Raw genomic sequence first — 22,676 nt, forward strand, 5'->3', positions numbered from 1 at the left:
ATGTTGGGTCCTGACTTCTACTTCATCTTTCCATGGCTGCTTTTTGGCCTGCTGTTTCTATACATCACGCTTGGTATTCCGATTGCCTTCAGCCTTGTGCTTGCGGCGATGTCCATGGTGTTCCTGGATGATCGCGTCACCGCCTGGGTCGTGTTTCAACGGATGTACAACGGCATGGACAGCTTTGTCCTTCTGGCGGTTCCAATTTTTCTTTTGGCCGGAAACCTGATCAACAAGGCCGAAGTTACCGACAAGCTCATCCGCTTTGCCTTGAACATTTTCGGCAGGTTCAAGGGTGCGCTCGCGAATGTGAATGTCGCTGTTTCGATCATGTTTGCGGGGGTCTCAGGCTCATCCACCGCGGACAGTGCCGGGGTTGGCGCAATCCTTATTCCGTCGATGAAACGCGAAGGATACCCTACCCCATTTGCTGTTGCGGTAACGGCCGCTTCTTCGGTGATTGGAATCATCATCCCGCCCTCGATCAACATGATCGTCTGGGGCGCGTTGACGAACACGTCGATCGGCGGGTTGTTCCTGGCGGGAATTGTGCCCGGTCTCTTGCTTGGGCTATCGCAATTTGCCGTGAATTACTGGTTTGTCGGCAAATACGACGTTCCGGTTCACGAGCCCGCACCCATGCGTGAGGTATTGTCGTCGGCGCGCGATGGCCTGCTTGCTGCGGCTATCCCGGTTATCATCATCGGAGGTATCCGGATCGGTATATTCACCCCGACCGAGGCTGCCGTTATCGCGGTTCTCTACGCGTTGTTCCTGGGCTTTGTCGTGTACCGCACTTTGAACGGGCGCAAGGTTCTGGAAGCATCCAGTGCAACGGTGCGGCTGGCATCTCTCTCACTTTTCAGCCTGGTCGGCGCATCGGTCTTCGGCTATCTGATTTCCTTCTATCAAATCCCCCCGATGCTGATGGGTGGAATTGAGATCGGCAACCCAACTGTTCTTTTGATTGTCATGGCGCTTGTCATGTTGCTGATTGGGACCTTCATGGACAGCTTGCCTGCCATGGCAATCTTGGCACCGCTGTTTCTACCACTTGCCCTGTCTGCCGGGATTCACCCGGTCCATTTTGGCATCGTTGGAGTCATGGCTCTGGGCTTCGGGCTGATTACGCCACCGTATGGCCTGTGCCTGATGATCGCCTCCAAGATCGGGGGCATCGCCCTGCTGAGATCAATGGGGCCGACATTGGTGTACCTGACCGGCATGCTGGTTGTTTTGCTTGCGATCATCGTTTTCCCCGAGATCACGCTGGGCCTTCCCCGCTGGATTGCACCTGAAATGATTGGACTGCGCTAATGTTAATGCTCCGCTCACCTTTGCAACCGCCTCAGATCACGGATGAAATCCGCGCGCGCTTTGATACGCGTGACGAGGCCGAGGCCTTGGCAATGCCCGAAAAAATCACCGCAGTTGCAACCAAAGGTGACATCGGGTTGCCGGGCGAGGTTATGGCAAAACTCCCCTCGCTGCGCATGATTGCGGTTTATGGAGTCGGTGTGGACAAGATTGACCTTGCCCAGGCACGGGATCGAGGTATCGCAATAACCACGACACCCGGTGTGCTGACCGACGCCGTGGCCGAGCAGGCGATTGCGCTGATCCTTGCTGCAACCCGGCGCATCGCGGAAGGCGACCGCCATGTACGGACAGGGGCCTGGGCCAAGGGGAAACTGGGTCTTGGCTACAGCATCCGTGGGCGCACCTTGGGTGTGCTGGGCTATGGCCGTATCGGTCGGCGCATCGCTGAACTGGCACGGGCCATAGGGATGGACATTTTGTACACCGATCTTCAGGCGGTTGCGGGGGAAGAGGATGCCTTTCGATCCAGCCCTGCCGCGCTGGCGCAAGATAGCGATGTATTGGTGATTGCCGCAGCTGGCGGTTCCGGAACGGACGGGCTTGTCGACCAAAAGGTTCTGGCGGCACTGGGTCCAAACGGCCTTCTGGTTAATGTCGCGCGCGGCGGTGTCGTGAACGAAGAAGATCTGATCGCCGCCCTGAACACTGGTGGCATTTCTGGTGCTGCGCTTGATGTGTTCCAGAATGAACCAAACCCGCGCCCCGACCTTTTGAAAATGCCAAATGTCGTTCTAACGCCGCATCTGGCGTCTGCGACCATTGACGCGCGGATTGCAATGGGACGACTGGTTATTGACAATCTGGCGGCGTTTTTCGACGACCGGCCGCTTGTTACGCCTCTTGAGGTGCTGTCATGAAGACAGTGATCGCCATTGGGGAACCCCTCATCGAATTCACCCAGTCTGACGCAGACGCAGATATTTATCGCCGAGGCTTGGGCGGGGATACTTTGAACACCGCCGTCTATCTCGCGCGGCTGATTGGGCCCGGTGCTATCTCGTACATGACACGGCTTGGCAAAGACACGCAGTCCCGTTGGATTATTGAGACGCTGTCCCAAAATGGCGTCGGTTGCGGCTTGCTTCGTCAGTCAGAGACCGGTGCGCCAGGTATCAGCATGATAGAATGCGACGCGACCGGAGAGCGTTCGTTCACCTATTGGCGCAGCCAAAGCCCGGCCAGACAGATGTTCGCCCTTGATGACGGAGAGGACCTTGCACTGGACAAGGCTGAAGGGCTTTTTGTGTCTGCTGTGACGCTTGCCATCATCGAACCGGCAGGTCGAGAGCGGCTGTATAACGCCCTGAAACGGGCCCGTGCACGCGGCGCGGACATTTGGTTGGATCTCAACTATAGACCGCAGCTTTGGAACTCCACCACTGTCGCCCGCGAGACTATTGCACGTTTCATTACTCTGGCCTCGACCGTTCTTCCGTCTTTCGACGATGTTGCAGCGCTTTGGGATGCAGATACACCCGAGGCGGGTTTGGAAGTGCTTTCGTCCCTCGGTGCAACAGAAATTATTCTGAAAACCGGCGGTGGTCCTGTCTATCACCGTGACGCTCACGGCACCCTGAAAGTTCCCATGCTGCGCAATGAGAGACCCGTCGACACTACCGGCGCAGGTGACAGCTTTAACGCAGGCTATATCGCGGCAAGACTTTCCGGCAAACCCGTTTCCGAAGCGATTGAGCTGGGGCATGAGTTGGCTTCGGTCGTTATTTTGCACAAGGGGGCAATCATCCCGCGTGCCGCCATGCCCGCAATGTCAGAAGAAAGCGAGGCTGTGTGATGGATCGTGTCAGATGGGGCATCATTGGATGCGGTGACCTAACCGAGGTTAAAAGCGGCCCGGGATTTCAAAAGGCCTCAAATACGACGCTCACGGTGGTCATGCGGCGCAATCGCGATCTTGCGGCGGACTACGCAAACCGTCACGGGGTTCCCGAGTGGACGGACGATGCCGAGAAGCTTGCATTCTCACCCAATGTGGATGCAATTTACATCGCAACTCCGCCAGACACGCACCTTGCGCTCACGGAACTTGCAGCGAAGGCAGGTAAGCCGATCCTCGTTGAAAAGCCGCTTGCCAACCGCCTTGCCGATGCCGAGCGCATGGGAGAGTACTGTGCCGAACGCGGAGTACGCCTGTTTTGCGCATTCTACCGACGGGCGCTGCCAAGATTTCTGAAGATCAAGGACTTGCTTGATACAGGGGCCATCGGACAACCCAACTCCTTCAAAATCATGCATGCAAAAGCCCCGCCGAGCGAAGAAGAAGCCGGGTGGCGTCATGCACCGGGCGCAGGTGACGGTGGAATATTCATGGACATGGGGAGCCATGCGATTGACCTTACCCAGTTTCTGCTGGGGCATTTTACCGAATGCAGAGGTACCTCGAAAAACATCTCAGGGCAGTTTGATGTACCCGACGAGGTGACAGCCTCATTTCAGACAGAAACGGGTGTGACAGGCACCGGTGAATGGGTGTACCACAAACACGCCCACGCTGACCGCATCCACATAGAAGGCGAGGCCGGATCACTTGCGTTTTCGGTGTTCGACTCCGAACCGGTTCTGTTGACTTCAGCGGACGGTACGCGCCGGATCGAGGCGGATCTGCCGCCGCATGTGCACCAACCGATGATCCAAGCGGTCACGAACGCCATCGCAACTGGCGCTTCCAGTTCAAACGATTTCTCGGAATCTATACGCACGTCGCGTTGTCTGGATACGATCCTTTGTGGGTACCGCTGATCCTGAAACCCAATCGGTAGGGAAGAGGAAATGACTGAATTGAGGTTCGGGCAAGACGACCCCGAACCCCGCTGGCGGTGTTTTCGCAACCCTCAGACATATCGCCGAAGCTACGTAACGGAACGGTGGTATGCCAACGGTTCCTGTATTTTAGATAGTCTCAAAGTTAAAGCAGGGGCTGGGCCGGTGCGATCGGCCGGGGGACGCTATGTTTGGAAAAGCGATAGGGATTTTCATTGGTGGTTTTGTGGGTATCGCCGTGGTTTTGGTGGGCTACCTGCTGCTTTTTCCGCCGGATCTTCTGCGGGTTGGAACGAACTATTCGGCAAAGATTGTTTGTTCGAACGTGTTCATCGCCGGACGCGATCCAGACCAAGTGTTATCCGTTGACGTTCAGGCCCCGGGGCACCCCTTGCTGAAACAGATTTCTATCGACGTTGACCGTGAGGCGCAAATCGTTGAGGCACGGTTATTCAAGATCTTTGCACCTGCCATTTCGCAATATCGTGCAGGTCTTGGGTGCACGAACGTGCATTTAGCCGGGCTAAGCAACCAAACGCTGGCCGCCTCGCCTGATTTGCCAGACAGTATTTGGCCCCTTGGCAATGATGTCGAACTGTCCGAAAACCCACGGATTGCCGAAGCACTTTCGGATGACGCCCTTTTAGGAGAAGGCTACCGCGCGGTTGTCGTTGTGCGAAACGGACGGATCGTCGGGGAACGCTATGCACAAGGCTTTGATGAGACGACACCTTTGCTTGGATGGTCGATGACAAAAACAGTGACCGCCAGCTTAATCGGGGCGCTGATCCAGTCGGGTGAAATGAGCCTGGGTGAAAGCCTGGTCGAAAGCTTTCCGAATTGGGCCCAAGACGGGCGCGGCGACATCACCATCGCAGATATGTTGGCGATGTCGAGCGGGCTGGAGTGGAACGAAGACTATGGCGATGTCTCGGACGTTACGAGGATGCTCTATCTAAAAGACGATCTGGCGGGTTTTGCGTCGGAGCGTCCGGCGGAAAGCGAAACCGGACGTGTTTTCAACTATTCGTCTGGCACATCCACAATTCTGTCGCGTGTCTGGCAGGACAAGTTGAACGATGGCGGGTTAAGCTATCCAAAAGAGGCGCTATTCGAGCCTTTGGGCATGACATCGGTTGTGTTGGAGACGGACGCCACCGATACGTACATAGGCTCAAGCTATATGTATGCTACGGCCCGGGATTGGGCGCGTTTCGGTCAGTTTTTATTGCAGCAGGGCGTTTGGCAGGGTCAGCAAATCTTGCCCAAAGGTTTTGCGAACTGGATGTTTGAACCTGTGGCCGCGTCAGACGGGATTTATGGTAAGGGGCATCTTTGGATCGAAGCTCCGGGTGATCTGCCGCCATTTGAGGACGCTGTCTGGCTACAGGGTCATGACGGACAATCAATCGGGATTTTCCCCTCGTACGACATGGTGGTTGTCAGGCTTGGATTGACGCCGTCGAAGCTAAGCTACTCTCCGCTCCCATTGGCGAAGAAACTGATCGCGGCGTTTGATAGCCAATAGTAGCGGCGTTTGCCCGAGCGTTGAGTGACTATGAACGCTTCGAATAAGTTAAACTGCTTACGACCCCAGCCTCGCAAAAGCGTAAAAGGTTTTGGATCAAGCCATCAGCGTCGGGCTGAAGTTCGGACCCACCAAGCGCCGAAATCCGCCAGTCCGACGTACACAGCGCCAGCATCGAGGACACGGCGAAAACCAACGCCCCGGCAACCCGTACCGGATCAGCCTCTGGGTGCTTCTCACACAGTTTTTGCACAACCAGCGTGGCGACGGGGTCGAAATGCGTCGCGGCCAATGAACGCCAACGCGTGTCAGCCGAGACAATCGCCACGATGCGCGCATAAGCCAGCCATTGGGGGTCTTTGCCAAAAGCGCGCGTTACGAGCGGGAGCATGAAAGCGGACAAGAGATCACCAACGCCCCACGCGCCCTGCGCTTCCAGAAACCTGATTGCGTCAATACGTTCCTGCGCCAACACCGAAGCGCGTCGCGCAACGATGCGTTCGAACAATTCCTCTTTTGGCCCGCCGTGAAAATTCACGCTGGCCTTCTGAACCCCTGCCCGTTCGGCGATGTCCCGGATTGAGGCGCCGTCGAATCCCCTCTCGGCAAAAACCTGTTCGGCGGCGTCAAGGATTCGCTCTCGCGCAGCGATGGATCGCTGCGACGGTGCTCTTTTTCGTTCTGTTACAGCATGTTGCGCCATTTCAACAACCAGATTGCCTTATTTCGAACGTTCGTTCAAGATAAACGATGTCGCAGGAGGAGAGATGCATGGAACAGGGGCAGGTAGGAGCGGGCCAACCGATCGCGGTGAAGGCCCGCCCACAAGAGTGTTTTGCACTGATAGGTGCCGGGCCGATGGGTCTGGCCATGGCAAAAACACTGAACGAGCAGGGCGTGCCGTTTCAAGGGTTTGAATTGGCCGATGACGTGGGGGGTCTGTGGAACATCGACGCACCGCGGTCCACGATGTACGAGACCGCCCACCTCATTTCCTCCAAGCGGATGACCGAATTTGCGGACTTTCCGATGCGGGACGAGACGGCAGAGTATCCGTCGCACCGAGAAATGAAGTCATATTTTCAAGACTTTGCAAACGCGTTCGACTTGTATCAACACTTTCATTTCGGTGCCGAAGTCCTAAACACCAATCCGCGGCAAGATGGTGGCTGGGAGATAACCTGGCGCGACAAGACAGGTGCGCAGCACACTCAAACATTTGCGGGTCTTCTGATCGCAAACGGTACCTTGTCAGAGCCGAACATGCCAGCGTTCGAAGGCCAATTTTCAGGTGAGCTCATCCACGCCTCGGACTATCGGTATCCGACTCAGTTCACGGGCAAGCGTGTGCTTGTCATCGGTGCGGGAAATTCCGGGTGTGACATCGCCGTAGATGCGATCCATCACGGGGTATCGTGCGACCTGTCTATGCGACGGGGCTATTACTTCGTGCCAAAATATGTGTTTGGTGTCCCGGCCGACACGATGGGCGGGAAAATCCGCCTGCCTATGTGGCTGAAACGAAAGATCGACGGGATAATCCTCAAATGGTTTGTAGGCGATCCGCAGAAATACGGTTTTCCGAAACCGGACTATGCGCTCTATGAGTCGCACCCTGTGGTCAATTCGCTGATCCTGTTTCATGCCGGGCACGGAGACCTGAAAGTACGCCCGGACGTTGCGCGACTAGACGGGAACACTGTTCACTTCCAAGATGGCAGCTCGGCCGACTATGACATGATCCTCGCCGCCACAGGATACAAGCTGCACTACCCTTTCATTGACAAAGAGCTGCTGAATTGGAAGGGCGACGCACCGCATCTGTACCTCAACTGTATGCACCCTGACCGGGATGATCTGTTTGTGCTTGGCATGATCGAGGCTACGGGTCTGGGGTGGCAGGGCCGCCATGAACAGGCCGAAATGGTCGCCCGATACATAGCCGGATTACGTTCTGGCAATGCGGCAGCTAATTCAATCCGTGACGCTAAATCAAAAGGCTACGAGAGAGCGACTGGCGGCATGCACTACATCGATCTTCCTCGCATGGCCTATTACGTCGACAAGGCGACGTACAGGAAGCAAGTCACTGACAAGATCGCTGCTTTGAAGGCAGCCAAAGTATGAACGTGATTGATGAAGTCGCGCTGAACTTCGACGCCGGAAACCTCAGAGTGTTGAATTCCATCCTCGCGATCGTCATGTTTTCGATTGCCTTGGATCTGCGTATTGACGATTTCCGGCGCGTCTTGCGCGGGCCCAAACCGCTGATCGTTGGGCTTTTGTCCCAATTTCTGGTTCTTCCGGCGCTGACGTTTGCAATGATTGTTGCTCTCAAGCCCATACCCTCGGTTGCGATGGGCCTTATTCTCGTAGCAGCATGCCCCGGTGGAAACATTTCGAACTTCATGACGCACCGCGCCAAGGGCAACGTCGCCTTGTCAGTTTCGATGACCGCTTGTGCCACGGTCGCCGCCATTATCGTCACACCGGCAAATATTGCCTTTTGGGGCAATCTTTACGGCCCCACGCGGGACATCCTGCGGCTTACAGAAATCGACCCGGTCGCAGTGGCGATTACGGTCGGCTTCATGCTGATCTTGCCGCTGATTGTTGGAATGGTCATAAACGCACGCTACACGCCTTTTGCTGATCGCATTCGCAGACCTATGCAATGGCTTTCGATGGGCATATTCGTCGCGTTCATCGTGCTCGCGCTCGCTGCAAATTGGGGCAACTTTCTTCAGTTTGCCGGGGCCATCATCGGATTGGTTGTTCTTCACAACGCACTCGCATTTCTTGGCGGGTACGTGACCGCAACTCTGGCCGGCCTGCCCGACCGGGATCGCCGGTCCGTCACAATGGAAACGGGGATACAAAACTCGGGCCTTGGGCTGATCCTGATCTTTGCCTTCTTTGGCGGGTTGGGCGGTATGGCCGTAGCGGCGGCGTTATGGGGTATCTGGCACGCCATTTCGGGCATTGCGCTGGCAAGTTTCTTTGCACAGCGGGAAATACAAGAATGACCAGAATACTGATCACAGGCGCAGCCGGAGCCGTGGGAACGGCGCTTCTTCAACTTTTAGGGCAGCGCACCGACCTTGAGGTGATCGCAACAGATATCCACGAACCTTCAAATCTGCCGTCAAACACGCGCTTTGTGAAACTGGACGTGACCAGCGACGACCCACAGAGCGTGATCTTGGCAGAGCGCCCCGATACAGTCGTGCATCTGGCTTCGATCGTAACACCCGGCCCCAACTCAACGCGGGATTTGGAGTATCTCGTTGACGTAAACGGTACGCGCAATGTCCTTGGCGCCGCGATTGCAGCCGGAGTACAGCGATTGGTCGTAACGTCGTCTGGCGCGGCATATGGCTATCACCCCGATAATCCGGTTCCTTTGTCCGAGACCGACGCCCTGCGGGGCAATAAGGAGTTTGCCTATTCGTGGCACAAGCGATTGGTCGAGGAGATGTTGGCAGAGGCCAGGGAAACCGCCCCGGACTTGGAACAAGTTGTTCTGCGCGTGGGCACAGTGCTTGGTGATAAGATCGAAAACCAGATCACGGCGCTGTTCCACAAACCGAGATTGCTTGGCTTGATGGGTTCAGACAGCCCTTTCGTGTTCATCTGGGATCAAGACCTTGCACAGATACTAGTTCGCGCTGCTACTGACGGACCGGCTGGTATTTACAACGTCTCAGGTGACGGCGCGGTGACTGTTTCGCAGATCGCAGCCGCGATGGGTAAGCGCGTTCTCTGGCTGCCGCCTGGATTGGTCAAAAGCGCTCTGACGCTCGCCCGACCCTTGGGTCTGACGCGATACGGCCCGGAACAGGTGCGCTTTTTGCTGTATCGGCCAGTGCTGGAAAACACCGCCCTTAAATCCCGCTTCGGCTATCACCCCAAGCTTTCAAGCGCCGAGGCTTTCCAACGTTGGTGGGAGCACGCACAATGAAAAAGACAGCAGTCATAACCGGGGGTGCTGGCGGATTGGGGCAGGCGCTTTCGGCCGCGCTGTGTGAGCAAGGATGGCACACGGTGCTGATCGACCTAGCCGGGCCCGAGCTCGATAAGTTGGTCAACGGGAAAAATACCAGCGCTTATGCCTGCGATCTGACCAAGCCGGATCAATGTGCTGCGACATGCGAGGACATAGTACGTAAAAGACCATCTATCGATCTGGTCATCTACAATGCCGGCGTTTCACAAATTTCGGCTTTCGCTGACAGTGACATGAAAACGCATCGTGACCTGTTTGAAATCAACTACTTTGCGGCAGTAGAATGCGCAAAACACTTTCTACTTCCGATCCGGTTGTCGAAAGGAACGCATTTGGCAGTGTCTTCTGTTGCTGGGTTTGCCCCTTTGCTCCATCGAACGGCCTATGCTGCCAGCAAACACGCGCTTGAGGGGTTTTTCAAATCCCTTCGGGCGGAGGAAATGGCGCACGGTGTTCATGTGACCATTGCAGCCCCTTCCTTTGTTGCGACCAATATTGGTCAGCCTCAAGCGGCTGAAAAAGGCTTTGTTCGACCGGGATCAGCGACCGATGGCGTTGACTACATGGAGCCAAACGATGCGGCGCGTATTATTCTTGACGGCATTCAAAAGCAAAGAGACTTCGTACCCGTTGGGCGCATCGCCACGCTGTCCAGTGTAATGAACCGCATAGCGCCTAAATTTTACTTTCGGCAGATGATGCGCACAATTGGAAAGGATTGATCCGCAAAATATCCCACCCATCAAAGCTTGTCTGTCCGCGCCGAATTGAGTTTCGGCACAACGGACATATGTATGCGCTTGTTCGATCCACAGGTCTGGATTATCGCAGCTTTTCCAAAAATTTGTCTAATTTGTTGCACAGCTTATGTGTAGTAGTACAAGTAAGTATTGTGATTGGGTAACGAATGAAAACGCTTGAATGCAATTACCAAAGAAAAGTTGACCTGCCGGATCTGAAGGCCGCCCTTTCAGAAGGCTGTTGTGATCACTGTGGGGTAACCGCTGTGGAATTGGCGCAACAAGGAGAAATTCTTGAAATCTGCGGGCAGGAATACTGCTTTGATTATGAAACTGGCGAGGCCACTGAAACTCCGGTTGCGTTATGTCCCGCCTGCCATGCGGCCAACCACCTTGACGCGAACCAGCAACACAATCCTTGCCACATTTCTGCGCGACGCAGTCGGGAAAATCTCGAATAAGCGAAAAAATTTTTCGCGCTGAAACCCTGAGGCACGAGCAGCGTTACTCCGGTTCCGCAGCGTCATGACGTGCGACTTACATTCGGCATAGCCCGGCATTGGTGTTCAGTAGAAACTGTCTAAAAATGGGGCTACTCGCCGCGCCGATACCACGCGCGTTTTGCCCAACTGCACCCGCCTCGACGACCGGAGGGATCAATCCGCGCTTGTCCTGATTGGCAAGATAGCGGCGCACGCGCGCGACCAGTTCCTCGCGCACCTCAGACGGGAATGCGCCATCTATAAATATGGCCTCAAAATCGATGACGGCGCAAATTGACAAGGCAGCCTTGGCAAGCTCCTGTGCTGTTGTGCCGATCCACGGTTCGACATAGCGGGAAATACTGCTCCAATCCTGTGGTTTTCGCCACAGAATGCCCCGGTCAACGCCTGCCTCGATCAACCTGTCTTCCAGCAGGAACAAAGAGGCGACATCAATCAGTTGCTGGCTTTCGCCCAAAGGACCCGTGGTGCGCATTGCACCCAAGGCTCCAGCGTTACCTTGGTTGCCTTCGAAAACAGTGCCGTTCAATGCGACACCTCCGCCAATCATCGATCCGATGAAAAAATAAAAATAGTCACGGTACTCTGCCCCTCGACCATAGAGATGTTCAGCGTGACACGCCGCCGTGGCGTCGTTGACCACAAAAACCGGAAGATCACTGAACTTGGCGACCTCGGTGAAGAAATTCACATTCTTCCAGGATCTGAATTTCTCTGCCGCAAGGCCCGAAAGATCGTGCCATTTCCAAAGTTCAAAAGGTGTTCCAATCCCGATGCCGCAAACACGATCGCGCAGCTTCTGCGATTCATGGGCCAGAAGTGTGTCCAGCCCTGATTTCAGGAATCCAAATACGGCTTCTGGCAGAGGATAGTCATAGGTTGTGGAAAGCTGCCGACGTGGCTTGCCCGTGAAATCGATCAAAAGAAGATCAGCACTGCGCCGACCAATCTTCATGCCGACCGAAAGGATACCTTCGGGGTTTAGCTCCATCGGAACCGATGGTTTGCCAACCCGACCGCGCAATGGCGTCCCGCGCTTGAGAATCTCATCTTTTTCGAGCTTGCGAAAAATGATTGAAACGGTCTGAGGAGAAAGTCCTGTCAACCGTGCCACATCCGCCCCGGCTGCAGGCCCATGGCGTTGTAAAACAGTCAAAATCAGGCGCTCATTGTGGTCGCGAACCCCACTTTGACTGACACCACCGGTCAGCATTTTCAGCGCTTCTTTCTCCATAGGGTTAAACATAAACACCTCTTTTCGCTATGAAAAGATACTCGATTGAATTAATAAATAAACTTTATTTATTTATTGACAGCGGTGATAGAATCGATTTTTGTTCAAACAAGTGTCTGCATTGTAAGATGCAGGTGGGTCCGGCCCGCAATCAGGGCCGGGCAGAAATTAAAACCGGGAGGAAATGATGAAACATCTACTGAAGATTGGCGCGTCCGCTGTTGCGCTGACCATGGCTGCTGCATCCGCGCAAGCCGCCGGCGAAACTGTCTGCCTGATCACGAAGACGGACACCAACCCGTTCTTCGTAAAAATGAAGGAAGGCGCCACGGCCAAAGCCGAAGAGCTTGGAATGACGCTGAAAGCCTTTGCCGGGAAAATCGACGGTGATCATGAAACACAGGTTCAGGCCATTGAAACCTGCATTCTTGACGGCGCAAAAGGCATTCTGCTGACGGCATCTGATACAAGTTCGATCGTCCCGGCTGTTCAACAGGCGCGGGATGCAGGCCTTTTGGTTATCGCATTGGATACCCCGCTCAGCCCGATTGATGCGGCTGACGCAACCTTCGCGACAGACAATTACAAAGCCGGCCTGCTGATCGGACAATGGGCCAAGGCGAAAATGGGTGATGCTGCCGCCGACGCAAAGATTGCGACGCTTGATCTGAATGTCAGCCAGCCAACTGTGGACGTTCTGCGTAATCAGGGCTTTCTGGACGGCTTCGGCGTTGACTTGGCTGACCCCAATGTCATCGGTGATGAAACCGATGAACGTCTCGTTGGCAGCGATGTGACCGACGGCAACGAAGAAGGCGGACGCCGCGCCATGGAGAACCTTCTTGCCAAGGATCCAACGATCAACGTCGTGCACACGATCAATGAACCGGCTGCGGCGGGTGCATACGAAGCATTGAAGTCTATTGGTCGCGAAAACGACGTTCTGATCGTTTCGGTCGATGGCGGCTGCCCCGGCGTGCAGAACGTACAGGCCGGTGTAATCGGCGCGACTAGCCAGCAGTATCCGCTGTTGATGGCTTCGCTTGGTGTTGAAGCTGTCAAGAAATGGGCCGACGAAGGCGTAAAACCCGAAAATACGCCGGGCAAAGATTTCTATGATACGGGCGTTTCGTTGATCACGGATCAACCCGTAGACGGCGTAGAGTCTATCTCGGTTGAGAAGGGTCTGGAGCTCTGCTGGGGCTAAGGCCGCAACAAAAGGTGGGGCGCGGGTGCGCCTCACCAATCGTTTCACCAAAAACCAAAAACTTCCTGTAAACTAACTTCGTGACTGCAAGTTTGGCCGCGAAAGGGAGAGATATGTCTGACGCAAACCAAGGCGCCGAGGAATTTGAATCTGCCGCTCGTCCAACAGAAACTGTTGCAGAATTTGAGAACCATCGGAGCGGTATTTTAGGGAAGTTTCAGCATCTTCTCCACGTCAATCCATCGTTTGTTCCGCTCATCGTCCTTGTGGGGGCGATTGTGATTTTCGGCCTGCTCCTTGGCTCGAAGTTCTTTTCACCCTTCGCAATGACGTTGATCCTTCAACAGGTTCAAATCGTTGGCATCGTAGCCGCAGCGCAAAGTCTGGTTATCCTGACTGCAGGAATTGACCTGAGTGTCGGTGCGATCATGGTTTTTTCTTCCGTAATCATGGGGCAATTCACCTTCCGCTATGGTATCCCGGTACCGATAGCCGTCATATGCGGTCTTGCTGTTGGTACGCTGATCGGGGCGGTCAATGGTTGGCTCGTCAGCCGCGTGAAGCTTCCCCCATTCATCGTAACGCTTGGGATGTGGCAAATCGTTCTGGCAACGAATTTCCTGTATTCCGCGAATGAAACAATTCGTAGTCAGGACATCGAGACCAACGCTCCGTTCCTGCAGTTTTTCGGCACCAAATTCAGCGTCGGCGGCGCGACCTTTACAGTGGGCGTAATTTTCATGCTCGTTTTGATCTTTGTCTTGGCCTATGCGCTCAAACATACAGCTTGGGGGCGGCATGTTTACGCAGTCGGCGACGACCCCGAGGCTGCAGAGCTGTCCGGTGTAAACGTGCACGGAACACTTATGTCTGTGTATATGCTGTCCGGTTTAATCTGCGCCTTCGCAGGCTGGGCCTTGATCGGGCGCATCGGGTCCGTATCACCAACATCCGGCCAGTTGGCCAACATTGAAAGCATCACTGCTGTCGTTATAGGCGGCATATCCCTGTTCGGCGGCCGTGGTTCCATTTTAGGAACACTGTTCGGAGCGCTGATCGTTGGCGTGTTTACTCTTGGGCTCAGACTGCTGGGGGCGGATGCGCAGTGGACCTACCTGCTGATCGGGCTTCTTATCATCGCAGCTGTGGCAGTGGACCAATGGATCAGAAAGGTTTCGGGCTAATGTCAGACACAACACCAATCGTCCAGGGCCGTGGCATCGTCAAGCGATACGGGCATGTCACCGCCATCGACCATTCCGATTTCGAATTGCGACAAGGTGAAATCCTTGCCGTAATCGGGGACAATGGCGCAGGCAAATCTTCAATCGTCAAAGCGATTTGCGGCGCAACAATTCCGGATGAGGGCGAGATTCTGATCGAAGGCAAGAAGGTTAACTTCACCTCTCCGATCGATGCAAGAAACATGGGGATCGAGATCGTCTATCAGCAGCTGGCAATGTCCCCTGCCCTTTCGATTGCGGACAATATGTTCATGGGGCGCGAAATTCGCAAAAAGGGCTTAATGGGCAAATACCTGCGTCAACTTGATCGGCCCGCCATGGAGAAATTCGCAAGGGAAAAGCTGACCGAGCTTGGCTTGATGACAGTACAATCGATAAATCAGGCAGTTGAGACGCTGTCGGGCGGTCAGCGCCAGGGCGTTGCCGTGGCACGCGCCGCAGCCTTTGCCACGAAGTTCATCATCATGGACGAACCGACGGCTGCTTTGGGCGTCAAGGAAAGCCGAAAAGTTCTTGAGCTTATTCAGGATGTACGCGCACGCGGAATTCCGATCATTCTGATCAGCCACAACATGCCGCATGTGTTCGAAGTTGCCGACCGCATTCATGTGCATCGATTGGGGAAACGGCTGTGTACCATCGACCCGAAGGACTACACGATGTCTGATGCGGTTGCGTTCATGACCGGCGCCAAAGAGCCTCCGAAAGAGGACGCGGCGTGATCGAACAAGACGTAGAACGCGTTTGTAACTTGATAAACACGCGCACGCAGGTTGGGGGCCGGACGATTGTAGCAATTGCCGGCCCGCCCGCCTCGGGCAAGTCGACCTTGGCTAAGGCCGTTGTGGAAGCCCTAAATTTTCAACAACAGTCAGCAACCCCTTGCGCCACCTTGGTGCCGATGGACGGCTATCATCTGGACAACACTGTGCTTGAAGCGCGGGGCCTGTTGGCGAAAAAGGGCGCTCCGGAAACGTTTGATGCGTTTGGATTTTGCAACGCGGTCAAAAACCTTCATGTAGCGCGGCACGAAAGTTTTTTTCCTAAGTTCGACCGACAGAGAGATTTGGCGATTGCCAATGCAATTCCGGTTCACCCTGACACACCCGTCGTCGTTGCAGAAGGCAACTACCTTTTGATGCAAAGCGATCCATGGTCGACTTTGGCCGATATTTTTGCCGTTACGGTTTTTGTCAACCCAACGTTGGATGAGCTGAAAACCCGGCTGCAACAAAGGTGGATAAATCACGGGCTTGATCCGGCAGCTGCGCTTCAACGTGCGCTTGGGAATGACCTGCCCAACGCTGAACGTGTTTTGAAGAACAGCCGAACTGCCGATCTTACGCTCAACCAGAGTTACACAGACATTGGCGCAAGCAACACGTTGCCAGCCCACACACCCAAGCGCACGTGAGCAGGGTTAAAGCTTGTGCTTTGTCTGCCACCCCACAAGGCTGAAACACGCGAACAAAATCGCTGCAACACAGACAATCGACGGACCTGCTGGCGTGTCGAATACGTAGGCGGCCCGTAACCCCGCAACGGCGGAAAACGCGCCGATTGCTGCAGCGATCAAGGCCATCGACTCGGGCGATCGTGCTAAGCTGCGGGCAGCAGCCGCCGGAATGATCAGCAGGGCCGCAATCAACAGGACGCCCACGACCTTGATCGCCACTGCGACGGTAACGGCCAAAGACAATGTCAGGATCAATTGCTCGCATTTAGGATCGTAGCCGCTGGCATAGGCCAGTTCTTCGTTCAACGTCGCTGTCAAAAGCTGCGACCATCGCCATATTATCAGGGCCACAACCAGAGCGGCGCCACCCCAGATCACAAGCAGATCAGAACGCGAGACTGCCAGGATGTCGCCAAAAAGATACGCCATCAAATCAATACGAATACCAGACAGAAGTGAAACGGCCACAAGGCCGAAGGCAAGCGCAGAATGCGCCATAACGCCCAGCAATGTGTCCATGGCGTAGCCACGCCCAGACAACATCGTGACAGTCATCGCCATAAGAAGTGCAACTGCCAGCGCTCCGGTAAAGACCGACATCTGGAATGTCAGTGACAGCGCAACACCCAGAATTGCCGCATGTGCTGTTGCATCGCCAAAATAGGCCATCCGGCGCCAAACGACGAAACATCCAAGGGGCGCTGCGGCAAACGCAACACCAATGCCAGCAAGCGTGGCGCGTGTCATAAAATCATCAAGCATTATTCAGCAGCTTCCCGCGAGTCTTTACTGTGATCATGTTCATGATCGTGTTCATGGCGATAAAGGGCCAGCGCACCACCGGTGCCCGTACCGAATAAAGCCCTGTATTCCGGGGCCGAGGCCACGACTGCCGGTGACCCCTCGCAACACACGTGGCCGTTGAGGCAAATAACCCTGTCCGATGCGCTCATGACCACATGCAGTTCATGACTGATCATCAAAATGGCACAGCCGGTTTTACGCCTGACATCTTCGATCTGATGATAAAAGGCTGCGGACCCCGGTTGATCAAGGCCTTGGGTCGCTTCGTCCAACAGCAAGATGTCGGGCCGGTTGATCAATGCGCGTGCCAACAGCACACGTTGGAATTGTCCCCCGGACAATTGTGACATCTGCCGCGTTAACAGGTCCGGCACACCAGCCGTTTTCAGCGCGTCAACGCAGTTCTTTCGCGAAACGCGATTGGTAAGGCGCATGAACCGTTCAACAGATATCGGCAGCGTCGGGTCGATATGCAGCTTTTGCGGAACATAGCCGATTTTCAGTCCCGGTTTCAGCGTCACCTGACCAGCAGAGGGTTTGGTCGCGCCGATTATGGCCCGCAGCAGGCTGGTCTTTCCCGAACCGTTGGGGCCGACAATCGTGACGATCTCACCGGCCTCGATTACCATGTCGACATGGCGCAAGACAGTGTTTGCGCCATAAGACACGCTGAGGTTTTCAACAGTAATGAGGGTCATTTCTACGCCTTTTCGGTGCAGTCCGGGCAGATTCCCTCGGCTTCTACTACCGTTCTCTCAATCTCGAAACCCACTGCGCGCGCAGCAGCCCCCAGAATTCCCTTTGCTGGAGCAGACTTGGCTTCGGCCACGGCGTCACATTTTCGGCAAATCATAAAGGCCGGGGAATGTTCAGCGCCCGGGTGTGAGCATGCAACGAATGCGTTCAATCGCTCAATCTTGTGGACAAACCCATTCTGAACAAGAAAATCAAGCGCACGATAAGCAACCGGTGGCTGCGATCCAAATCCTGCATCGCGCAACCGGTCAAGAATGGCGTAGGCGCCAAGTGCCCTATGTTCCTGAAGCAGCATCTCAAGAACCTTGCGCCGGACGGGCGTCAGGCGGAGACCATCCTTTTTGCACTGAGCTTCCGCCGCCCCCAGGGCCGTCTGGACGCAAGTGTCATGGTCATGTTTGTGGAACCCGACCGGGGCCGTTGCGTCGACCGGAATGGGGTGCGTCTCACTTGTCATGTTATTCCATATCATGTATGCCGCTCGTAACGTTATAAAATCACACAGAGGGTCTGATGTCCAGAAAGCTTCTCCCACTATCGATCACCGCTGTATTACTAGGTGGAACGGCTATGGCGGATGTGCCGAACGTAGCGGCCGACATCGCGCCTGTTCACTCGCTTGTGGCGCGGGTGATGGAGGGTGTCGGTACACCAGACTTGATCGTCCCGCCGGGTGCTTCCCCGCATGAACACAACCTTCGCCCGTCAGAAGCTGCTGCGCTGCAGGAGGCTGATTTGGTATTCTGGATCGGCGAGGACCTGACCCCATGGCTGGAAGGTGCGGTAGAAACGCTCAGCGAAGGCGCGACTGTCACGACCCTGCTTGAATCAGACGGTACGGTTCTTTTGGACTTCCGGGAAAACGCCCTGTTCGAAGCACACGATCACGGAGATCAAGATGATCACGGACATGACGACGAACACGGCCACGATGATCACGATCATGACGAGCATGCTGAAGCAAATGGGCATGACGACCATGGGCATGATGAGGAACATGCGCATGACGATGCGCACGAAGAACACGCCGGACATGACGATCACGATGACCATGCCGATCATGGCCACGAGGGTCATGCGCATGGTGAACATGATCCCCATGCTTGGCTGTCACCTGCAAATGCAGAAAATTGGCTGAACGTAATTGCGGCACAGCTATCGGCAGCCGACCCGGACAACGCGGGTGCCTACTTTGCCAATGCCGCTGCTGCACGTAAAGAAATGGCCGCATTGTCGGCTGAAGTGGCTCAGACATTGGAACCCGTGCGCGGAGGCAGCTTTATCGTGTTCCACGACGCGTATCAGTATTTTGAGAATGCGTTTGATTTCCCGGCCTCGGGTGCAATTTCAGTGAGTGATGCGACGGACCCAAGCCCGGCCCGCATTGCAGAGATTCAGGCGCGCATCAAGGAAGAAGGCGTCAATTGCGTAATGGCAGAACCGCAGTTCGACCCCGGGATCGTTGCCACTGTGCTGGATGGTACCGAGGCAAACACAGGTGTCATGGACCCTCTTGGGTCTGATCTGGAACCCGGAGCGGCCCTGTACCCCCAAATGATCCGGAACCTGGCCAAGACATTGGCTGATTGTCTGTAGGTTATAAAATCTACCCGGTCGAAACGCAGTTTTCGGCCGGGTTTTGCACAGCGAGAAATTTTGTTTCTGCATTTTCTATTTACTGACTCAACTTCAAAGACACGCAGTCAGTACCGAGCCCGATTTCAGGACAGGTTGTCTTTCCCAGAAATGTTATGTTATCACTTAAATAACCAAGGAGAGAGCAGTGATTTCCCAAGCAGCAACTGGCGTCGAACCCACCAAAGACCGGCGTATCCCCGTCACGGTTCTGACAGGCTTTCTTGGTGCCGGGAAAACAACATTACTGAACGCCGTGCTGGCGGACACCTCCGCTGGCAAAATCGCAGTTATCGTCAATGAATTCGGTGAGGCAGGGCTGGATCACGAAATGATCGAGTCCGTTGAGGATGAAGTCATTTTGATGCAATCGGGATGCCTTTGTTGCTCAATTCGCGGAGATTTGGCCGGTACAATCGCTGATCTGGTTGAACGTCGCGATGACGGACTTGTTCAATTTGAACGGATTGTCATCGAAACCACCGGGCTTGCTGACCCTGCGCCGATTTTGCAGACACTTTTGATCGACCCGGAACTGGCGCGTACAACCCGTATGGATGGGCTGGTCACGATCGTCGATGCGGCCAACGGGTCCGAGACCCTTGACGCGCAATTTGAGGCGGTCTCGCAAGTTGCCATGGCTGACCTGATTCTTCTCAGCAAAACGGATTTGGTTTCTGACGCTGCAGCCCTGGCCTTTTCGAAACGGCTGCGCGGCCTGAACCCCACAGCGCGGATTGAACGGTCGGTCGCTGGGCAGTTCAACCCCAAGAAACTCTGGGGCTTAAGCGGCCTGCGCAAAAGTGTGAACGAGCAAGACGCAATCGCGTGGACCACGAAGGTTGCCACTCCAAAACCCGACCCGCTGGCCAACCTCTCTGGATTGTCCAAGCCAAAGCCTGCACCTTTTGCGCCGACGCCTCACGATGCGCGTATTAGTTCCGCGTCAATCGTCTTGCAGGCCCCAATCAAGGATTCAGTTTTTGACCTTTGGCTGGACACCCTGATCGCCCTGAAAGGACCAGATATTTTGCGCGTGAAGGGCATTGTCTTTCTTGAGGGCATTGACGTGCCTTTCGTCTTTCACGGCGTGCAGCACATCTTTGACCCGCCTGTTCCACTAAAAAACTGGACCGGAGATGACCGTCGATCACGGATTGTCGTCATCGCCCGTGACCTCAGCCGACCCGAATTGCAACGCAGCCTCGACATGCTGCGCGCGCATCAACCTTGCAACGCCAAGAATGAAGAGTTTCTGAGCCAAGTCTGATAATCGTCTTCCGGTCACCGTACTGTCCGGCTTTCTTGGGGCCGGCAAAACCACTCTGCTAAACCGTGTGCTGAATAATCGTGAAGGCCGACGTGTCGCCGTTATTGTCAACGATATGTCCGAAGTGAATATCGATGCTGATCTGGTGCGTGCCGAAACCGAGTTGAGCCGCACGGATGAAACGCTGGTCGAAATGTCGAACGGCTGCATCTGCTGCACCTTGCGCGACGACCTTCTGGATGAAGTGCGGCGGCTGGCGGCAGAAGGACGGTTCGACTATCTTCTGATCGAGTCCACTGGCATATCCGAGCCATTGCCCGTCGCGGCGACCTTCGATTTTCGCGACGAAGCAGGTGAAAGCCTGTCGGACGTTGCCCGTCTCGACACGATGGTCACGGTTGTGGATGCCGTGAACCTGCTTTACGATTTCTCAAGTCACGACTTCCTCCATGACCGTGGTGAAACCATGGGAGAAGAGGACGAACGCACGCTTGTCCACCTGCTGACGGATCAGATCGAATTTGCGGACGTGGTTATTCTTAACAAAGTCGACGACGCAGGACCCGAGCGCACGGATGCGGCGCGCAAAATCATACGCAGCCTGAATGCGGACGCGAAGATTATTGAAACAAACCACTCAGAAGTCGCCAGCGACGACATTCTTGACACCGGTTTGTTCGATTTCGAAGAAGCTCATAAGCATCCCATGTGGGTGAAAGAGCTATACGGCTTCGAAGATCATGTCCCGGAAACCGAAGAATACGGCGTTGCATCATATGTCTATCGGGCACGTCAGCCGTTTGAGCCAGAAAAAATCCTGGCGGTGCTGAACGGTGAATTGCCCGGTGTGATCCGTGCAAAGGGGCATTTCTGGATTGCAACACGCCCTGAATGGGTGGCCGAGTTCTCTCTGGCCGGTGCTTTGTCCAGTGTTCAACCGATTGGTACGTGGTGGGCCTCCGTCCCGGATACCCGATGGCCGGACCACCCCTCGGTGCTGGATTACATCAAGCAGCACTGGATCGAACCATGGGGCGACCGGCGGCAAGAGATTGTTTTTACCGGGGCTGGAATTGACTGGCCAACGGTTAAATCGCGGCTAGACGCCTGCTTATTGTCAGAAGATGCCGCGCCCGGGCAAAGCTCTCTTCCAACCGATCTACCCGACCCATTCCCGGTCTGGCGAAAGGTGGAGGATGCCGCGTGAGCATTATCCGCACTGAAATAAAGAGCGCCGCCGCGGGTGTCGGCGTCACCGACACTCCGGACGGCTTGGCAAAGATCAAGAGGCCGGAGTGCGCCGCCACAATCTGGCGACGGCAGCTGTCTCCAGAGTTTCAGACATGGATTGACGGGCTTGATCCCATGCACCTGCCCAAGGGGCGGCTTGTTTTGCGACCCACCGCAGTCCGCGATGCAGTCGGGCATCTCTGCGATATCGCTGGTATGGACGACACGGTCGAACGTAGATGGCTGGAACACGATATCGCTGATCTGGCCACGCGCTTTGCCGACTTCATGCGGGTACCTTATCTGCGTGTTCGGCTGGATGTAATCAGTACGAACGCTTGCCGAAAATTCCACATCGACGCCATTCACGCGCGCCTTATCTGCACCTACCGGGGTACCGGCACGCAATATGGTGTTCCAACCGACGGTGAAGACCCAGAACGCGTATTCACTGTCGCGACCGGAGCTCCGATGGTCATGCGCGGCACGCTCTGGCCGCAGAACCCGCCATCGGGTCTGCGACATCGCTCGCCCCCAATCGCCGGTACGGGTGAAACCCGGCTTGTTTTGGTGCTTGATCCAATTTTTGATCTTGATGAGGCCGGCTGATGGGCCGAAACCTTGGTCAGACAAAGCTACGGAAACGACGTCGCCGCGAAAACCCCATGCGCGAATTCGATCGTCTTCCACCGATCTTGCGGTCTTGGGTTTCGCAGGCGGCCTTACCCTGGAGGCCACGTTCCGTGCTTCGGGCCTACAACACTGCCTTGGCCAAGACAGGCAGTCAAAGTCGCGCCTTGGAAGAGTTACGGCGGCTTGAAGCCGTTCAACTGGCGAAGGACACGCAGATAGAAACTGCTGTTTGACAGCGCCTTTCGGCTCTGGGGTGTCTTGGAGGTGACATG

24 protein-coding genes are annotated in these 22,676 nt (G+C 55.2%); 19 read left to right on the forward strand and 5 right to left on the reverse strand.

Translation table 11 applies throughout. The features are described 5' to 3' along the window. The 5 genes from LCM21_RS07495 (at window position 1) to LCM21_RS07515 (ending at window position 5,686) form a co-directional block, all read left to right on the forward strand. A complete protein-coding gene (locus tag LCM21_RS07495; protein ID WP_224890044.1) occupies window positions 1–1,317 on the forward strand; it encodes a TRAP transporter large permease in 1,317 nt (438 codons plus the stop codon). Continuing rightward, on the forward strand, window positions 1,317–2,237 hold the full coding sequence (locus LCM21_RS07500; protein ID WP_224890045.1) for a 2-hydroxyacid dehydrogenase: 921 nt from the start codon (window positions 1,317–1,319) through the stop codon (window positions 2,235–2,237). Before LCM21_RS07495 ends, LCM21_RS07500 begins: the two co-directional genes overlap by 1 nt. Beyond that, window positions 2,234–3,172, forward strand: coding sequence for a sugar kinase (locus LCM21_RS07505; protein WP_224890046.1), 939 nt, complete (start codon window positions 2,234–2,236; stop codon window positions 3,170–3,172). Before LCM21_RS07500 ends, LCM21_RS07505 begins: the two co-directional genes overlap by 4 nt. Beyond that, window positions 3,172–4,137 (forward strand): Gfo/Idh/MocA family protein, encoded by a 966-nt coding sequence (locus LCM21_RS07510; protein ID WP_224890047.1) that lies wholly within the window; start codon window positions 3,172–3,174, stop codon window positions 4,135–4,137. The genes LCM21_RS07505 and LCM21_RS07510 overlap by 1 nt, the downstream gene beginning before the upstream one ends. Before the next feature lie 208 nt (window positions 4,138–4,345). Beyond that, complete coding sequence (locus LCM21_RS07515; RefSeq protein WP_224890048.1) at window positions 4,346–5,686, forward strand: serine hydrolase domain-containing protein; 1,341 nt, start codon at window positions 4,346–4,348, stop codon at window positions 5,684–5,686. A gap of 28 nt (window positions 5,687–5,714) precedes the next feature. Here the strand turns inward: LCM21_RS07515 and LCM21_RS20760 are convergent, their stop codons facing one another. Beyond that, the gene (locus LCM21_RS20760) at window positions 5,715–6,389 is read right to left on the reverse strand and encodes a TetR/AcrR family transcriptional regulator (protein WP_276530243.1); all 675 of its coding nucleotides are present in this window, start codon (window positions 6,387–6,389) and stop codon (window positions 5,715–5,717) included. Window positions 6,390–6,457: 68 nt separating this feature from the next. On the opposite strand from LCM21_RS20760, the gene LCM21_RS07530 reads away from it, so the two are divergent. The 5 genes from LCM21_RS07530 (at window position 6,458) to LCM21_RS07550 (ending at window position 10,893) form a co-directional block, all read left to right on the forward strand. Then, window positions 6,458–7,813, forward strand: a complete 1,356-nt coding sequence (locus tag LCM21_RS07530; RefSeq protein WP_224890049.1) for a flavin-containing monooxygenase — start codon at window positions 6,458–6,460, stop codon at window positions 7,811–7,813. Next, window positions 7,810–8,712, forward strand: a complete 903-nt coding sequence (locus tag LCM21_RS07535) for a bile acid:sodium symporter family protein (protein ID WP_224890050.1) — start codon at window positions 7,810–7,812, stop codon at window positions 8,710–8,712. Before LCM21_RS07530 ends, LCM21_RS07535 begins: the two co-directional genes overlap by 4 nt. Further along, window positions 8,709–9,647, forward strand: coding sequence for an SDR family oxidoreductase (locus LCM21_RS07540; protein WP_224890051.1), 939 nt, complete (start codon window positions 8,709–8,711; stop codon window positions 9,645–9,647). Before LCM21_RS07535 ends, LCM21_RS07540 begins: the two co-directional genes overlap by 4 nt. Beyond that, window positions 9,644–10,414, forward strand: coding sequence for an SDR family NAD(P)-dependent oxidoreductase (locus tag LCM21_RS07545; RefSeq protein ID WP_224890052.1), 771 nt, complete (start codon window positions 9,644–9,646; stop codon window positions 10,412–10,414). The genes LCM21_RS07540 and LCM21_RS07545 overlap by 4 nt, the downstream gene beginning before the upstream one ends. A gap of 185 nt (window positions 10,415–10,599) precedes the next feature. Beyond that, window positions 10,600–10,893, forward strand: coding sequence for a hypothetical protein (locus tag LCM21_RS07550; RefSeq protein ID WP_224890053.1), 294 nt, complete (start codon window positions 10,600–10,602; stop codon window positions 10,891–10,893). Window positions 10,894–10,969: 76 nt separating this feature from the next. Here the strand turns inward: LCM21_RS07550 and LCM21_RS07555 are convergent, their stop codons facing one another. Then, window positions 10,970–12,169 carry an ROK family transcriptional regulator gene (locus LCM21_RS07555; protein WP_224890523.1) on the reverse strand — a complete coding sequence of 400 codons (1,200 nt, stop codon included), beginning with the start codon at window positions 12,167–12,169 and terminating at the stop codon, window positions 10,970–10,972. A gap of 187 nt (window positions 12,170–12,356) precedes the next feature. On the opposite strand from LCM21_RS07555, the gene LCM21_RS07560 reads away from it, so the two are divergent. The 4 genes from LCM21_RS07560 (at window position 12,357) to LCM21_RS07575 (ending at window position 16,034) form a co-directional block, all read left to right on the forward strand. Next, complete coding sequence (locus LCM21_RS07560; protein ID WP_224890054.1) at window positions 12,357–13,376, forward strand: sugar ABC transporter substrate-binding protein; 1,020 nt, start codon at window positions 12,357–12,359, stop codon at window positions 13,374–13,376. 113 nt (window positions 13,377–13,489) lie between these two features. Beyond that, window positions 13,490–14,560, forward strand: coding sequence for an ABC transporter permease (locus LCM21_RS07565; RefSeq protein ID WP_224890055.1), 1,071 nt, complete (start codon window positions 13,490–13,492; stop codon window positions 14,558–14,560). Beyond that, a complete protein-coding gene (locus LCM21_RS07570) occupies window positions 14,560–15,342 on the forward strand; it encodes an ATP-binding cassette domain-containing protein (RefSeq protein ID WP_224890056.1) in 783 nt (260 codons plus the stop codon). Before LCM21_RS07565 ends, LCM21_RS07570 begins: the two co-directional genes overlap by 1 nt. After that, the gene (locus LCM21_RS07575) at window positions 15,339–16,034 is read left to right on the forward strand and encodes a nucleoside/nucleotide kinase family protein (protein ID WP_224890057.1); all 696 of its coding nucleotides are present in this window, start codon (window positions 15,339–15,341) and stop codon (window positions 16,032–16,034) included. The genes LCM21_RS07570 and LCM21_RS07575 overlap by 4 nt, the downstream gene beginning before the upstream one ends. A 6-nt stretch (window positions 16,035–16,040) precedes the next feature. Here LCM21_RS07575 and LCM21_RS07580 read toward each other — a convergent pair whose 3' ends face one another. The 3 genes from LCM21_RS07580 to LCM21_RS07590 are packed head-to-tail and all read right to left on the reverse strand — an operon-like array spanning window position 16,041 to window position 18,093. Next, entirely contained in the window at window positions 16,041–16,838 is a 798-nt protein-coding gene (locus tag LCM21_RS07580; protein WP_224890058.1) for a metal ABC transporter permease, read from the reverse strand. Beyond that, window positions 16,838–17,578 carry a metal ABC transporter ATP-binding protein gene (locus LCM21_RS07585; protein WP_224890059.1) on the reverse strand — a complete coding sequence of 247 codons (741 nt, stop codon included), beginning with the start codon at window positions 17,576–17,578 and terminating at the stop codon, window positions 16,838–16,840. The genes LCM21_RS07580 and LCM21_RS07585 overlap by 1 nt, the downstream gene beginning before the upstream one ends. A gap of 2 nt (window positions 17,579–17,580) precedes the next feature. Beyond that, complete coding sequence (locus tag LCM21_RS07590; RefSeq protein ID WP_224890060.1) at window positions 17,581–18,093, reverse strand: Fur family transcriptional regulator; 513 nt, start codon at window positions 18,091–18,093, stop codon at window positions 17,581–17,583. A gap of 56 nt (window positions 18,094–18,149) precedes the next feature. Here LCM21_RS07590 and LCM21_RS07595 point away from each other — a divergent pair, with 56 nt between their 5' ends. The 5 genes from LCM21_RS07595 to LCM21_RS07615 all read left to right on the forward strand — a co-directional run bounded on the left by LCM21_RS07595 (window position 18,150) and on the right by LCM21_RS07615 (window position 22,637). Beyond that, window positions 18,150–19,232: a zinc ABC transporter substrate-binding protein gene (locus tag LCM21_RS07595; RefSeq protein ID WP_224890061.1), complete on the forward strand. Its 1,083-nt coding sequence runs from the start codon at window positions 18,150–18,152 to the stop codon at window positions 19,230–19,232. Between the two features lie 187 nt (window positions 19,233–19,419). Next, window positions 19,420–20,541, forward strand: coding sequence for a CobW family GTP-binding protein (locus LCM21_RS07600; RefSeq protein ID WP_224890062.1), 1,122 nt, complete (start codon window positions 19,420–19,422; stop codon window positions 20,539–20,541). A gap of 22 nt (window positions 20,542–20,563) precedes the next feature. Further along, entirely contained in the window at window positions 20,564–21,748 is a 1,185-nt protein-coding gene (locus LCM21_RS07605; RefSeq protein ID WP_224890524.1) for a GTP-binding protein, read from the forward strand. Then, window positions 21,745–22,380 (forward strand): DUF1826 domain-containing protein, encoded by a 636-nt coding sequence (locus LCM21_RS07610; RefSeq protein ID WP_224890063.1) that lies wholly within the window; start codon window positions 21,745–21,747, stop codon window positions 22,378–22,380. The genes LCM21_RS07605 and LCM21_RS07610 overlap by 4 nt, the downstream gene beginning before the upstream one ends. Next, window positions 22,380–22,637, forward strand: coding sequence for a DUF6525 family protein (locus LCM21_RS07615; RefSeq protein WP_224890064.1), 258 nt, complete (start codon window positions 22,380–22,382; stop codon window positions 22,635–22,637). Before LCM21_RS07610 ends, LCM21_RS07615 begins: the two co-directional genes overlap by 1 nt. The last annotated feature ends 39 nt before the right edge of the window (window positions 22,638–22,676 follow it).

It is taken from the genome of Ruegeria profundi, from assembly GCF_020171505.1.
GTDB classification, from domain to species: Bacteria; Pseudomonadota; Alphaproteobacteria; order Rhodobacterales; family Rhodobacteraceae; genus Ruegeria; species Ruegeria profundi.